General features: G+C 70.6%; 13 protein-coding genes and 1 riboswitch. Of the genes, 5 read left to right on the top strand and 8 right to left on the bottom strand.

The features are described from left to right. Nucleotides 1-200: 200 nt before the first annotated feature. The 4 genes from groL to thrC form a co-directional block, all read right to left on the bottom strand. Nucleotides 201-1,829: a chaperonin GroEL gene (groL, locus tag ACIPTO_RS06745; RefSeq protein WP_366317063.1), complete on the bottom strand. Its 1,629-nt coding sequence runs from the start codon at nucleotides 1,827-1,829 to the stop codon at nucleotides 201-203. 397 nt (nucleotides 1,830-2,226) lie between these two features. After that, nucleotides 2,227-2,433 carry a cold-shock protein gene (locus ACIPTO_RS06740; protein ID WP_366317065.1) on the bottom strand — a complete coding sequence of 69 codons (207 nt, stop codon included), beginning with the start codon at nucleotides 2,431-2,433 and terminating at the stop codon, nucleotides 2,227-2,229. A gap of 431 nt (nucleotides 2,434-2,864) precedes the next feature. Continuing rightward, a complete protein-coding gene (locus tag ACIPTO_RS06735) occupies nucleotides 2,865-3,140 on the bottom strand; it encodes a MoaD/ThiS family protein (RefSeq protein WP_352183216.1) in 276 nt (91 codons plus the stop codon). Nucleotides 3,141-3,198: 58 nt separating this feature from the next. Beyond that, nucleotides 3,199-4,485 (bottom strand): threonine synthase, encoded by a 1,287-nt coding sequence (thrC, locus tag ACIPTO_RS06730; RefSeq protein ID WP_401189933.1) that lies wholly within the window; start codon nucleotides 4,483-4,485, stop codon nucleotides 3,199-3,201. A 15-nt stretch (nucleotides 4,486-4,500) separates the two neighbouring features. Next, nucleotides 4,501-4,640, bottom strand: a riboswitch (SAM riboswitch). Between the two features lie 143 nt (nucleotides 4,641-4,783). Between thrC and ACIPTO_RS06725 the strand changes: the two genes are divergently transcribed. Together ACIPTO_RS06725 and ACIPTO_RS06720 are read left to right on the top strand one after the other, a co-directional pair. Continuing rightward, the gene (locus tag ACIPTO_RS06725; protein ID WP_366324056.1) at nucleotides 4,784-5,755 is read left to right on the top strand and encodes a glucosyl-3-phosphoglycerate synthase; all 972 of its coding nucleotides are present in this window, start codon (nucleotides 4,784-4,786) and stop codon (nucleotides 5,753-5,755) included. 101 nt (nucleotides 5,756-5,856) lie between these two features. After that, a complete protein-coding gene (locus ACIPTO_RS06720; protein ID WP_401189931.1) occupies nucleotides 5,857-7,287 on the top strand; it encodes a trehalose-6-phosphate synthase in 1,431 nt (476 codons plus the stop codon). A 13-nt stretch (nucleotides 7,288-7,300) separates the two neighbouring features. Here ACIPTO_RS06720 and otsB read toward each other — a convergent pair whose 3' ends face one another. Genes otsB through ACIPTO_RS06705 form a run of 3 tightly spaced genes read right to left on the bottom strand, consistent with a single transcriptional unit; the run spans nucleotide 7,301 to nucleotide 9,747 of the window. Then, nucleotides 7,301-8,164, bottom strand: coding sequence for a trehalose-phosphatase (gene otsB / locus ACIPTO_RS06715; RefSeq protein ID WP_366324052.1), 864 nt, complete (start codon nucleotides 8,162-8,164; stop codon nucleotides 7,301-7,303). A gap of 42 nt (nucleotides 8,165-8,206) precedes the next feature. Next, nucleotides 8,207-8,458 carry a DUF3263 domain-containing protein gene (locus ACIPTO_RS06710; RefSeq protein WP_266771149.1) on the bottom strand — a complete coding sequence of 84 codons (252 nt, stop codon included), beginning with the start codon at nucleotides 8,456-8,458 and terminating at the stop codon, nucleotides 8,207-8,209. Nucleotides 8,459-8,502: 44 nt separating this feature from the next. Then, nucleotides 8,503-9,747 (bottom strand): ABC transporter substrate-binding protein, encoded by a 1,245-nt coding sequence (locus ACIPTO_RS06705; RefSeq protein ID WP_401189929.1) that lies wholly within the window; start codon nucleotides 9,745-9,747, stop codon nucleotides 8,503-8,505. A 130-nt stretch (nucleotides 9,748-9,877) separates the two neighbouring features. Here ACIPTO_RS06705 and ACIPTO_RS06700 point away from each other — a divergent pair, with 130 nt between their 5' ends. From ACIPTO_RS06700 to ACIPTO_RS06690, 3 genes are all read left to right on the top strand, one after another. Continuing rightward, nucleotides 9,878-10,822 (top strand): ROK family protein, encoded by a 945-nt coding sequence (locus tag ACIPTO_RS06700; RefSeq protein WP_401189927.1) that lies wholly within the window; start codon nucleotides 9,878-9,880, stop codon nucleotides 10,820-10,822. Then, nucleotides 10,822-12,033, top strand: coding sequence for an N-acetylglucosamine-6-phosphate deacetylase (gene nagA / locus ACIPTO_RS06695; protein WP_366324046.1), 1,212 nt, complete (start codon nucleotides 10,822-10,824; stop codon nucleotides 12,031-12,033). Before ACIPTO_RS06700 ends, nagA begins: the two co-directional genes overlap by 1 nt. 117 nt (nucleotides 12,034-12,150) lie before the next feature. Then, the gene (locus ACIPTO_RS06690; RefSeq protein ID WP_401189924.1) at nucleotides 12,151-13,080 is read left to right on the top strand and encodes a 1-phosphofructokinase family hexose kinase; all 930 of its coding nucleotides are present in this window, start codon (nucleotides 12,151-12,153) and stop codon (nucleotides 13,078-13,080) included. Nucleotides 13,081-13,110: 30 nt separating this feature from the next. Here the strand turns inward: ACIPTO_RS06690 and ACIPTO_RS06685 are convergent, their stop codons facing one another. Continuing rightward, the gene (locus ACIPTO_RS06685; protein ID WP_401189922.1) at nucleotides 13,111-14,082 is read right to left on the bottom strand and encodes a carbohydrate-binding protein; all 972 of its coding nucleotides are present in this window, start codon (nucleotides 14,080-14,082) and stop codon (nucleotides 13,111-13,113) included. Nucleotides 14,083-14,148: the final 66 nt, after the last annotated feature.

Genomic DNA, 14,148 nt, shown 5'->3' with positions numbered 1-14,148 from the left:
GGGGGCTCCTCGTCACTACTGGGTACCAGACGGTATGTGCGTATGCATCGATCATGCGTCAACGACAACCCCTGGGCCAAGCTCGTCATTCCGAGCGTCCCGTCCCCCGGCCTGTGATCCCGGACACGCCCGAGGGCGGCACCCCCTGCCGGAACAGGAAGTGCCGCCCTCGGTAAGACCGTTGATCAACCGGAGGTCGATCAGAAGTCCATGTCACCGCCCGGCATGCCGCCACCGGCACCCGCGGCGGCACCGGCCTTCTCGGGCTTGTCGGCGATGACGGCCTCGGTGGTGAGGAAGAGCGCGGCGATGGACGCGGCGTTCTGCAGGGCAGAGCGCGTGACCTTCGCCGGGTCGATGATGCCTTCCTTGACCAGGTCGACGTACTCACCGGACGCGGCGTTGAGGCCGTGACCCGGGGTGAGGTTGCGGACCTTCTCCACCACGACGCCGCCTTCGAGGCCGGCGTTGACGGCGATCTGCTTCAGCGGGGCCTCCAGGGCCAGCTTCACGATCGCGGCGCCCGTGGCCTCGTCACCGTCGAGCTCCAGCTTCTCGAAGACGTGGCCCGCCTGGATGAGCGCGACGCCGCCACCGGCGACGATGCCCTCCTCGACGGCCGCCTTCGCGTTGCGAACGGCGTCCTCGATGCGGTGCTTGCGCTCCTTGAGCTCGACCTCGGTGGCCGCGCCCGCCTTGATGACGGCGACGCCGCCGGCGAGCTTGGCGAGGCGCTCCTGGAGCTTCTCGCGGTCGTAGTCCGAGTCGCTGTTCTCGATCTCGGCGCGGATCTGGTTGACGCGACCGGCAACCTGGTCCGCCGAGCCCGAGCCGTCGACGATCGTCGTCTCGTCCTTGGTGATGACGACCTTGCGGGCGCGGCCGAGGAGGTCCACGGTCGCGTTCTCCAGCTTGAGGCCGACCTCCTCGGAGATGACCTCGCCGCCCGTGAGGATGGCGATGTCGCCGAGCATGGCCTTGCGGCGGTCGCCGAAGCCCGGGGCCTTGACGGCGACGGACTTGAAGGTGCCGCGGATCTTGTTGACGACCAGCGTGGACAGGGCCTCGCCCTCGACGTCCTCGGCGATGATCAGCAGCGGCTTGCCCGACTGCATGACCTTCTCCAGGAGCGGGAGCAGGTCCTTGACGTTGGCGATCTTCGAGTTGGCGATCAGGATGTACGGGTCGTCGAGGACGGCCTCCATACGCTCCATGTCGGTGGCGAAGTACGCCGAGATGTAGCCCTTGTCGAAGCGCATGCCCTCGGTGAGCTCAAGCTCGAGACCGAAGGTCTGCGACTCCTCGACGGTGATGACGCCTTCCTTGCCGACCTTGTCCATCGCCTCGGCGATGAGCTCGCCGATCTGGGTGTCGGCGGCGGAGATGGAGGCCGTCGAAGCGATCTGCTCCTTGGTCTCCACGTCCTTGGCCTGCTCCAGCAGGGCACCGGAGACGGCCTCGACGGCCTTCTCGATACCGCGCTTGAGGGCCATCGGGTTGGCGCCCGCGGCTACGTTGCGCAGACCCTCCTTGACGAGGGCCTGGGCGAGGACGGTCGCGGTGGTCGTACCGTCACCGGCGACGTCGTCCGTCTTCTTGGCGACTTCCTTGACCAGCTCGGCGCCGATCTTCTCGTACGGGTCCTCGAGCTCGATCTCCTTGGCGATGGAGACACCATCGTTGGTGATCGTGGGGGCGCCCCACTTCTTCTCGAGGACGACGTTGCGGCCCTTGGGGCCAAGGGTGACCTTGACGGCGTCGGCGAGCTGGTTCATCCCGCGCTCGAGACCGCGCCGTGCCTCCTCGTCGAACGCGATGATCTTGGCCATGTGAAGTGGTCCTCCCGGACTGGGGTGGATTGCTCCGGACCGCGCTGGCGCCCGCGACGGACGGCCTGCCTGCCCCGTGGTTCCTTGCACCACCTGGCCTGCGGGCCTCACCGACCCGGTCCTTCGTTATCACTCTCACCTTCAGAGTGCTAACGCCAATGATTAGCACTCGGCATGCCCGAGTGCAAGGCGCTCCCGTGAAGCGGGCCCGCCGGGGGGGTGGTGGTCGGGCGACGGGCGGGCGCAGGCGGCTCCCGTGTTCCGGCACCTTGACTCCCGCGCGCGTGAGGCGTGCCCCGGGTACGCCGAAGGGCCCGTACCCCAGGAGGTGCCCCCCTGGAGTACGAGCCCTTCGGTGAAGAACGAAGAACGTCGCTGCTGTTCGTCGGCGCGTGCTTCAGCCGGTCGCGAGCTTGACCATGTCAGCCTGCGGCCCCTTCTGACCCTGCGAGATCTCGAAATCGACCCGCTGCCCCTCTTCCAGGGTGCGGTAGCCGTCCATCTGAATCGCGCTGTAGTGGACGAAAACATCCGCACCACCGTCGACCGCGATGAAGCCGTACCCCTTCTCCGCGTTGAACCATTTGACGGTGCCCTGAGCCATGCCTAACTCCCCTATTACTGGCCCTTGCACGGATCCGCACTTCGCGGATCCGGGTCAGACCTCACCCCCCACAGGATTGGGGGCGTGCGCCGGAACGCGTCGACCGCGGCCGAATGTATCCGTCCAACTGCCGTCTGCAACAGGTCAATCAGACGAGAATTCAAGGCAGGACCGGTCGGGAATTTACGGAGAATTCGTCCGACTTCAGGGCAAGTCGGGCCCGATAAAGGGAACATAAGGCGCAAAAGACCTGCACACTTTGGCTACTTCTCATCGCACGCGAAGCCGGTACTCATATGCGTTCGGCATGCGGAGTGGAGCGGGTTCCCCAACTGTACCGTGCTCAACCATAGAGAATTGCCCCCTCCGCTTCTCTCACGGAGGAGGCAATTCGATGAACTCTCGGTAATCTGCGTTACCCAGGGTAACGATCAGCCTCCGGCGACCGCCGGAATGATCGAGACGCCGGCCCCGTCCGGGGTGGCCGTCTCCAGGCCCTGCTCGAACCGCACGTCGTCGTCGTTCACGTACACGTTGACGAACCGCCGCAGCTTGCCCTGGTCGTCCAGGACGCGCGCGGAGATCCCGGTGTGGTTCTTCTCCAGGTCGCTGATGACCTCGGCGAGGGTGCCGCCTTCGGCGGTCACCTCGGCCTGGCCACCGGTGTAGGTGCGCAGGATGGTGGGGATGCGGACGCTGACGCTCATGCTGATGACCTCCGGTCGGGTACGGCTGACGGCTTTCGGGGCGCGGGACGGAACGACGCTACGACGCGAGCCCGGCTTCCCTGAACGAGTCGAGGTTCGGCCTGATGGTCGCCGTGAGACCCGTGCCGGCCACCGCGTCCAGCGTCTTGAGCCCGTCACCCGTGTTGAGAACCACCGTGGTGAGCGTCGGGTCCAGCAACCCGCTCTCGATCAGCTTCTTCGTGACGCCCACGGTCACACCGCCGGCGGTCTCCGCGAAGATCCCCTCGGTCCGGGCGAGCAGCTTGATCGCGTCGACGACCTGCTCGTCGTCGACGTCCTCGACCGCCCCGCCGGTCCGCCGGGCGATGTCCAGCACATAGGGACCGTCCGCGGGGTTCCCGATCGCCAGCGACTTGGCGATCGTGTCCGGCTTCTGCGGCCGGACGACGTCGTGGCCCGCCTTGTAGGCGACGGAGACCGGCGAGCACCCTTCCGCCTGCGCCCCGAAGATCTTGTACGGCCTGTCCTCGACGAGCCCGAGCCTGATCAGCTCCTGGAGCCCCTTGTCGATCTTCGTGAGCTGCGAGCCGGAGGCGATGGGAACCACGAGCTGGTCCGGGATCCTCCACCCCAGCTGCTCGCAGATCTCGTACGCGAGGGTCTTGGAGCCCTCCGCGTAGTACGGCCGCAGGTTGACGTTGACGAAGCCCCAGCCCTCGCCGGCCGGGTCGCCGATCAGCTCGGAGCAGAAGCGGTTCACCTCGTCGTAGTTGCCCTCGATGCCGACGAGTTCGCCGCCGTAGATCGCGGCCATCACGATCTTGCCCTGCTCCAGGTCGTGCGGGATGAACACGCAGGAGCGGAAGCCGGCCCGCGCGGCGGCGGCACCGACGGCGCCGGCGAGGTTGCCGGTGGAGGAGCAGGAGAGGGTGGTGAACCCGAAGGCGCGGGCCGCTTCGATCGCCTGCGCCACGACGCGGTCCTTGAAGGAGTGCGTCGGGTTGCCGGAGTCGTCCTTGACGAACAGCTTGCCCGCGTCGACGCCCAGTTCGCGGGCGAGGTTGTCGGCCTGGACGAGCTTGGTCCAGCCCGGGTTGATGTTCGGCTTGCCGGCCACGTCGGCGGGGACGGGCAGCAGGGGCGCGTACCGCCAGATGTTCGCGGGGCCCGCTTCGATGCGCTTGCGGAGTTCTTCGGTGTCGTAGGCCGAGAAGTCGTAGGCGATCTCCAGCGGGCCGAAACACTCCTCGCAGGCGAAGACCGGGCCGAGGGGGACGCGGTGGCCGCACTCGCGGCAGGACAGCGCCGCGGCGGGGCCGAGATCGACGGTGTTCGTGGTGCTTGCAACAGTCTGCGCAACCATGGAGGCGAGGCCCTTTCCTCATCTTCCTCACGACGCGTTTCGCCATGAGACGGATTTGGCACCTTCCCGAGCCGGGAGCCTCGCGTGCGCGAGAACCGACTGGAGGGTTGCCGGGGCTTCAACGGGCCGTATCCCTCTGCCCCTCTGGATGAGCGGTGTTCAGTTGTGTATGCATTTGTCTCACCGACGACCTCGGACATGTAATGGTCATCAGCGTTGTTCAAGACTGTAACCGAAGGCCAGGACAGTTGAGTGAGCCGTCCGAACCGCGAGATGGAACGCAGAGGAGCCGCGCAACGTGCTGAAGGAAGTCGAGCACTGGCTGAGCACCCGCTCCTGGTCCCTGACGGACCGGCCGCTCCACAAGATCCTGGCCGCCAAGCACCGCACGGGCCAGACGGTCTCCGTCGTGCTGCCCGCGCTGAACGAGGAGGCGACGGTCGGCGAGATCGTCGCGATCATCCGTCACGACCTCATGCGGCAGGTCCCGCTCGTCGACGAGATCGTCGTCGTCGACTCCGGGTCCACCGACCGCACCTCCGAGGTGGCCGCCGCGGCGGGCGCCCGGGTCGTGCACCGTGACGACATCCTGCCCCGCATCCCCGCCGTGCCCGGCAAGGGCGAGGTGCTGTGGCGGTCGCTGCTGGTGACGAGCGGCGACATCGTCGCGTTCGTGGACGCGGACCTGAGGGAGTTCTCCTCGGACTTCGTCACCGGGATCGTGGGCCCGCTGCTCACCGACCCCGGCGTCGACCTCGTCAAGGCGATGTACGACCGGCCGCTCGGCACGGAGCCGGGTCCGCCCGCCTCCGGCCGGAGGGCAGGACAGGGCGGCCGGGTCACCGAGCTGATGGCCCGCCCGCTGCTGAACATGCACTGGCCTCAGCTGGCCGGTTTCGTGCAGCCGCTCGGCGGCGAGTACGCGGCCCGCCGCTCGCTGCTGGAACAGCTGCCGTTCCCGGTCGGGTACGGCGTCGAACTGGGCATGCTGGTCGACGCGCTGCACCTGGTGGGCCTCGACGCCCTCGCCCAGGTCGACGTCGGCGTCCGCAAGCACCGGCACCAGGACGGGCAGGCCCTGGGCCGGATGGCCGCGCAGATCTACCGCACGGCCCAGCTGCGACTGGCCCGCGGCCACCTCATCCGGCCGTCGCTGACCCAGTTCGAGCGGGGTCCGGACGGTTTCGAGCCGCGCACCTACTCCGTGGACACGGAGGAGCGGCCCCCGATGGCGGACATCGCCGAATACCAGTCCCGCAAGGTCGCATGACCGGGCGCAGGCGGTCATGGACGGTCGTATACGGACGCATACGGTCCGCCGCCGGCCGTCCGTACGTTTGAGCGTTTCCGGGCCGGGCTAGGTTGTGGCGTATGGCTTCCACGGCTTCCACGGCCCCTCCGGTCTCCACGCCCCCTCGCGGTGCCGCTCAGGTGCTCGTCGCGTCCAACCGCGGTCCCGTCTCGTACGAGGTGGGCGACGACGGTGCGCTGCGCGCCAAGCGCGGTGGCGGCGGGCTGGTGTCCGGGCTCTCGGCCATCGGGCCGGACGCCGACGCGCTGTGGGTGTGCTCGGCGCTCTCCGACGGCGACCGCGAGGCGGTGCGGCGCGGGGTCGGCGAGGACGGCGTACGGATGCTGGACATCCCGGCCGACGTGCACGCCGACGCGTACAACGGCATCGCCAACTCCGTGCTGTGGTTCGTGCACCACATGCTGTACCAGACCCCGCTGGAGCCGGTCTTCGACGCGGAGTTCCGCCGCCAGTGGGCGTCGTACGAGGCGTACAACCGGGCGTTCGCGGAGGCGCTGGCCCAGGAGGCGGCCGAGGGTGCCGTCGCGATCGTGCAGGACTACCACCTGTGCCTGGTCCCGGGGATGCTGCGCGAGCTCCGCCCCGACCTGCGGATCGGCCACTTCTCGCACACACCGTGGGCGCCGGCCGACTACTTCCGGATGCTGCCCGACGACATCCGGGCGCGGCTGCTGACGGGCATGCTCGGCGCGGACCGGCTCGGTTTCCTCACCCACCGCTGGGCGGACGCGTTCACGGCCTGCTGCGCGGAGTTCGCCGGGGGCGTCGGTGACACCCGGATCGGTGTCCACGGGCTCGGCGCCGACGCCGACTTCCTGCGGGCCCGCTCGCACGAGGCGGACGTGGAGGAGCGGATCGCGGCCCTCCGCGAGGAGATCGGCGCGGGCCGCAGGACGATCGTCCGGGTCGACCGCACCGAGCTGTCCAAGAACATCGTGCGCGGACTGCTGGCGTACCGCCAACTCCTGGACGACCACCCGGAGTTGCTGGAGCAGGTCGTCCATGTGGCGTTCGCCTACCCGTCCCGGCAGGACCTCGCCGTCTACCGCGACTACACGGCCGAGGTGCAGCGAGTCGCCGACGAGATCAACTCCCGCTACGGGACAGCGGGTTGGACGCCGGTGGTCCTTCACGTCAAGGACGACTTCGCCCGCTCGCTGGCCGCGTACCGCCTCGCCGACGTCGCCCTCGTCAACCCCATCCGCGACGGCATGAACCTCGTCGCCAAGGAGGTCCCGGTCGTCTGCGACGAGGGCTGCGTGCTGGTCCTGTCCCGGGAGGCGGGCGCGTACGAGGAGTTGGGCGAGGACGCGGTCCCGGTCAATCCCTACGACGTGATCGGCACGGCCGCCGCCCTGCACGAGGCGCTGACCATGCCGGCCGGCGAACGCGCCGAGCGCACCAAGAGGCTGACGGCGGCGGCCACCGCCCTGCCCCCGGCCCAGTGGTTCCTGGAGCAGCTGAACGCGCTCCAGGACCAGGCGAGTTGAGGCGCCGGGGCAATCACCCCAGCCGGACCGCGAGCGCCGACAGCAGGCCTACGACCCCTGCCGCGCCGTCCACCACCAGGTCCGCCCGCTCCCGCAGCTCCGTGACCTCGTCGCTCCCGCTGCACACCAGCAGGCCGGGAACGCCGTCCGAGCGGAGTTTCTCGACGGCCGCGAACGCGGGGAGGTCGCCGAGGTCGTCACCGGCGTAGAGGACGGACCCGGCGCCGGTCTCGCGGAGATGGTCGGTGAGCGCGACCCCCTTGTCCATGCCGGGCGGCCGCAACTCCAGGACCAGGCGGCCGGGTTCGACGATCAGGCCGTTGCGGGCGGCGAGGTCGGTGAGGGGCTCGCGGAGGGCCTCGAAGGCGGCCTGCGGGTCCTCGGCGCGCCGGGTGTGGACCGCCAGCGCGCGGCCCTTCTCCTCGATCCAGGTGCCCTGCCAGGCGCCGAACCGGTCGAGGAATCCCGGGAGTTCGGCCCGGACCGCGGCGACACCGGGATGCGGGGCGGGGGCCGTGACCGTAGCGCTCACCGCGTCCCAGCGCTCCGCGCCGTAGTGGCCGAGGACGACCAGGTGTTCCAGGCCCGGTACGCCCGCGAAGCCGCCGTTGCGCACCGCCACACCGGCCGGGCGGCCGGTGACGACGGCCACGGAGGCGACCTTCGGGGCGAGCGCGGCCAGCGCGCGCACCGCGTCCGGGTGGGCCCTGGCCTGCTCGGGGTCCGGCACGATCGGTGCGAGCGTGCCGTCGAAGTCGAGCCCGACCACCGCGGCGGCCGGTTCGGCGAGGATCGCCGCCAGGCCTTCGCGTCCGGCGCGGGTGACGGGGGTCGGCAGTACGGCCAAGGGATCGGTGGAGTCCTGAGGGCTGCCCATGCGTCGACCCTATCCGGGCGGCGCCGGGACCCACAGCTGCCGCTACCTCTCCGTGCGCCTGGTTTCGCGGACCCGTCTCAGCCTGTTCACCGTCACCGGGTCGTGGGCCAGCGCCCGCTCGTCGTCCAGCAGGGCGTTGAGCAGCTGGTAGTAGCGCACGGGGGCCAGGCCCAGCTCCTCGCGTATCGCGCGCTCCTTCACGCCGGGGCCGGGGAAGCCGCGGCGCTCCAGCGCGAGGATGTCCTGTTCCCTCCGGTTCAGCGCGGGAAGCCGGGCGGGCCTGTCCTTCTCCATGCCTGCACCGTAGTCCCCGCCACCGACAGCGGCCCCGGGCGCCGCTACTTCCCGCTCTCCGCCAGCGACGCCGACGCCTGGAGCTGCCCCAGCACCCCCGCCGGGCTGCCGTTCGCGGCCACCGCCTGGCCTATGCGCTGCTTGATGTCGGAGCTGACCGCGGCCCAGGAGGTGTTGCCGGCCGGGTAGAGCGTGGACAGCGGGAGTTCGTCGAGGAACGGCCGCAGATCCTTGTCCTGCGCGGACTCCCCCATCGCCTCGGAGGCGGAGTTGGTCACCGGCAGGAGGTCGTACTCGCGGGAGAAGGCGAGGACGTTCTTCTCGCTGTAGACGAAGTCGAGGAAGTCGCCGATCTGCTCGCGGTGGCCGTTCTGCTTGAAGGCGGTCATCCAGTCGGCGACGCCCATCGTGGACTTGGCCCTGCCGTTGCGGCCGGGCAGCGGGACCGTGCCGAACTTGACGCCCTTCTTGACGGCCTGCTGCATGAGGGTCGGGTGGCCGTTGAGCATGCCGACGTCACCGTTGGCGAAGGCGGCGAACGCGTCCGCGCGGTTGAGCTTGGCGGGGGCGACGGGCCCGGTCAGGCCCTTGGCGACGAGGTTGTCGCGCAGCCAGGTGAAGGTGGCGATGTTCTGCGCGGAGTCGAGGGTGTAGGTGCCGATGTCGTCGGTGTAGCCGCCGCCCCCGCCGAGCAGCCACTGCATCGTCTCGGCCTGCGCCTCCTCCGGGCCGAGCGGCAGCGCGAACGGGTACTTCACGCCCCGCGCCTTCAGTGCCTGGGCGTCGGCGGCCAGCTCGCTCCAGTCCTTCGGCGGGGTCAGGCCGGCGGCGGCGAAGAGGGTCTTGTTGTAGAAGAGGACGCGCGTGGACGCGGCGAACGGCATGCCGTACTGGATGTGCTTCACCTGCCCCGCGTCCAGCAGCGACTCCAGGAAATCGGCCTCCACGGGGATGGAGAGCAGCTCGGCCGTCGAGTACAGCTTGCCGGCGGCGGCGTAGTCCGCGTACGCGCCGATCTGCGCCATGTCGGGCGCCTTGCCGGCCGCGACCATCTCCTTGACCTTGCGGTCGACGTCGTTCCAGGAGTAGACGCTGACCTCGACCTTGACGTTCCGGTGCTTCGCCTCGTAGGCCTTGACGACCCCGTCCCAGTACGTGCGCGAGCTGTTCGAGGCGGAGTCGCCGTAGTCGGCCGCGACCAGCCGGAGGGTCACGTCGCCGGATCCCCCGCCGAGTCCGCAGCCGCCGAGGACCGCCGTCATGCCCAGAACGGACGTCGCCGCGATCATTCCTGTCCTACGCCGCTGCACTGCCGCATCCCCACCTTTGCTCTCGTGACGTTCGCTCTGTGAACCCATAAGGTCTACACCACGTGAGTGGACTAGACCTCTCGCGGGTAGACGGGCCACACTGTCCCCCGTGAGACATGTCATCGCCCTCGACGTGGGCGGCACCGGGATGAAGGCCGCCCTCGTGGGGGCGGAGGGCGAGTTGCTGCACCGGGCCCGCCGGGCGACCGGCCGCGAGCGCGGTCCGGACGCGGTCGTCGAGCACATCCTCGGCTTCGCCGCCGAACTGCGCGCGTACGGCGCGGAGCGGTACGGCGAGCCCGCGTCGGCCGCCGGGGTCGCCGTCCCCGGCATCGTCGACGCCGAGCGCGGCATCGCGGCCTACTCGGCGAACCTCGGCTGGCGCGACGTACCCCTGCGCGACCTGCTCGGCGCCCGGCTCGGCGGAGTCCCGGTCGCCCTCGGCCACGACGTGCGCACCGGCGGTCTCGCCGAGGGCCGGATCGGCGCGGGCAGGGGCGCCGACCGCTTCCTGTTCGTGCCGCTGGGCACCGGCATAGCGGGCGCGATCGGCCTCGACGGCCGGGTGGAGGCCGGCGCGCACGGCTTCGCGGGCGAGATCGGCCACATCGTCGTGCGCCCCGGCGGCCTGCGCTGCCCCTGCGGCCAGACCGGCTGCCTGGAGCGGTACGCGTCCGCGGCGGCGGTGACCGAGGCGTGGGCCACGGCGTCCGGCACCCCCACGGCGGACGCGGCCGACTGCGCCGAGGCCGTCGACTCCGGCGACCCCGTCGCCACCACCGTCTGGCACGAGGCGATCGACGCCCTCGCCGACGGCCTCGTCACCGCCCTCACCCTCCTGGACCCGCGCACGATCATCATCGGTGGCGGCCTGGCGGAGGCGGGGGAAACCTTGTTCACACCACTGCGCGAAGCGGTCCGCCGCCGGATCACCTTCCAGAAACTGCCGTCGATCGTCCCGGCGGCCCTGGGAGACACGGCGGGATGCCTGGGCGCGGGCCTACTGGCCTGGGATCTCCTCAACCACACCGACCGTACGGAGGTAACCGCCTGATGGCAGCCGACCCAGGGGCGCGGGGAACTGCGCGACAAGCCACGACGCACCCGCAGACCGCAACCGGCAACAGCCCCCTCATCCTGTCCGGCGCCACAGTGGTCCTCCCCACAGGAACCGTGCGAGACGGCCGGGTGATCGTCGACGGCACCCGCATCACCGGCGCCGCCCCCGAGAACGCCCGCCTCGTCGACGTCACCGGCTTCACCCTGGTCCCGGGCTTCGTGGACATCCACAACCACGGCGGCGGCGGAGCCTCCTTCACCTCCGGCACCGTCGAGGACGTCCTCAAGGGCATCCACACCCACCGCCTGCACGGCACCACCACGGTCGTCGCCTCGACGGTCACCGGCGAGATGGACTTCCTCGCCCAGCGCGCCGGCCTCCTCTCCGAACTGGCCGAGCAGGGCGACCTCGCCGGCATCCACTTCGAGGGCCCGTTCATCTCCCCGTGCCGCAAGGGCGCCCACTCCGAGGCCCTGCTCCGCGACCCCGACCCCGCCGACGTGCGCAAGCTCGTCGACGCGGCCCGCGGCCAGGCCAGGATGGTCACCCTGGCGACCGAACTCCCCGGCGGCCTCGACTCCGTACGCCTGCTCACCGAGCTCGGCGTCATCGCGGCGATCGGCCACACCGACGCGTCGTACGAGCAGACCCTCGCCGCGATCGACGCGGGCGCGACGGTCGCCACGCACCTGTTCAACGCGATGCCGCCGCTCGGGCACCGGGAGCCCGGACCGATCGCCGCGCTGCTCGACGACGGGCGCGTCACCGTCGAGTTGATCAACGACGGCACGCATCTGCACCCGGCGGCACTGGAGTTGGCGTTCCACCACGCCGGTGCGGAGCGGGTCGCGTTCATCACCGACGCGATGGACGCGGCGGGCTTCGGAGACGGCCGGTACATGCTCGGCCCGCTGGAGGTCGAGGTGAGCGAGGGGGTCGCGCGGCTGGTGGAGGGCGGTTCGATCGCGGGGTCGACGCTCACCCTGGACCGGGCGTTCAAGCGCGCGGTGACGGTCGACCGGCTGCCGGTGGAGGACGTCGTCGCCGCGATCTCCGCCAACCCGGCCCGGCTGCTGGGCAGTTACGACGAGGTCGGCTCGCTGGAGCCGGGCAAGTACGCGGACCTGGTGCTGCTGGACGAGGAGTTCGACCTCAAGGGCGTGATGCGGCGCGGCGAGTGGGTGGTGGATCCCCAACTGGGCTGAATTGCCCCGCCGTCGGGGCGGCGACCGGTCCGGGAGACTGGGCGGGCCGCCGCCTCTTTGGCATGATCGGGTCCCAACCGGACGGCGACGGCACACACTTCGGGGGAGGTCGGACCGGTGATCCTCACGGTCACACTGAACACCGCTCTCGATATCACCTATCGGGTACGGGAGTTGCGACCGCACGGTTCGCACCGCGTCTCCGAGGTCACGGAACGGCCGGGCGGCAAGGGCCTGAACGTGGCCCGGGTGCTGGCCGCCCTCGGCCACGAGGTGACCGTCACCGGCTTCACGGGCGGCACGACAGGACACGTGCTGCGGACCCGGCTCGCCGACACCCCGGGCGTGAGGGACGCGCTGGTGCCCGTCTCCGGCACGACCCGCCGCACGATAGCGATCGTCGACCAGCTGTCCGGTGACACGACTCAGCTCAACGAGCCCGGCCCGACCGTCACAGCGGCGGAATGGTCAGCGTTCCGGACGACCTACGAGTCCCTGCTGCCCGGCGTCTCGGCGGTGGCCCTGTGCGGCAGCCTGCCCCCAGGCCTCCCGGTGGGCGCGTACGCGGGCCTGGTCCGCACGGCCCGGACAGCCGGCGTCCCCGTCCTCCTGGACACCAGCGGCGAACCCCTCCGCCGAGGAGTCGCCGCCCGCCCCGACATCGTCAAGCCCAACACCGACGAACTCGCCGAACTCACCGGCTCCCACGACCCGTCCCGCGGCGCCCGGGACACCCGCCGCCGAGGCGCCCGCACGGTGGTCGTCTCCCTCGGCGCGAAGGGCCTCCTCGCCGCCACCCCGGACGGCAGCTGGCAGGCGACCCCACCGGCCCGCCTCCCCGGCAACCCGACCGGCGCGGGCGACTCGGCGGTCGCGGGCCTGCTGTCGGGCCTGGTGGAGGGCCTGCCCTGGCCGGACCGGCTGGCCCGAGCGGTCGCACTGTCCGCGGCGACCGTACGGGCCCCGGCGGCGGGCGAGTTCGACCGCGCGACGTACGAGGAACTGCTGGAGCGGGTGACGGTGACGGGGGACGTCAGCGCGGCCTGAGACGGCCGGCCGACGTCGGCCGGGGGGTGCCTACTTCTTGACCTGGCCCTGCTTCACCCACAACTGGTCCAGGAGGACGTTGCAGTTGTCGCCGTTCTCGCAGGACAGGGTGAGGGTGTTGCTGCCCTTGGTGAGGCTCGGCCACGCGAAGCTCGTCGTCCAGCCCTTCGCGAAGTCGCCGTCGGCCGCCTTCGCGTAGTTCTTCAGGCTGAACGGGCTGCCGAACTTCTTGCCGTTGATGGACAGCGTCATGTGCTGGTCGTCACTGGTCGAGCTGTAGTGCGCGAAGACGGTGTACGTGCCGTCCGAGGGAATGCCGTTGACCTGCCAGCTCACCGAGGCGCCGACCGTGTTCAGGCCCGTCACGTAGACGCCGCCGGCCGCGTCCGCGCCCTTGACGTCCGACGCGAGGCTGGCGCCGCCCTGGAGGTTCAGCGCCTTGGCGTCGATGGACTGCGTCTCCAGCCCGCCCGACGCGCTGCTGCTCGCCGACGGCGTCGACGAGGCGCTCTGGGACGCCGACGGGGTCGAATCCGCCTGGTCGTTCGTCTTGTTGTCGTCGTTGCCGTTCATCATCGCCACGCTGATGCCGATGACGACCGCGGCGACGACCGCGATGGCGCCGATCAGGAGGCCCTTGGTGTTGGGGCCGCGGCCCCGGCCGCCGTTGTTGTTGTGCGGCGGGGACTGCCGGCCGGCCGGCGGGCCGCCGGGGAAGGTCTCCGGGGCCTGGTAGTGCGCGTTGGACTGCGGGGCGCCGTAGGACTGCTGCTGCGGGACCGTCTGGCCGTACTGCTGCTGGTACTGGGCGGTGGGGGCCGCGGCGGCCTGCTGGCCGCCGTACTGGCGCTCGCCCACCGGGCGCACACGGTTGACCGAGCCCGGGTAGCCGTAACCGCCACCGGACGGCGGCTGGGCTCCGTTGGCCTGGCCGTCGGCGTAGAGGTAGCCGAACGGGTCGTCGTCCTCGGGCGTGCTCGCGCCGTTGTTGCCGGGCGTCATCCCTAGGTACTCCTCAACAGGTGCGGGTGCAGATACGTCAGCAGAACTGCGAGCCTACCCGCTCCG

It is taken from the genome of Streptomyces sp. NPDC090083, from assembly GCF_044747445.1.
GTDB lineage: Bacteria > Actinomycetota > Actinomycetes > Streptomycetales > Streptomycetaceae > Streptomyces.
This window is presented reverse-complemented; position numbering and strand designations above follow the sequence as displayed.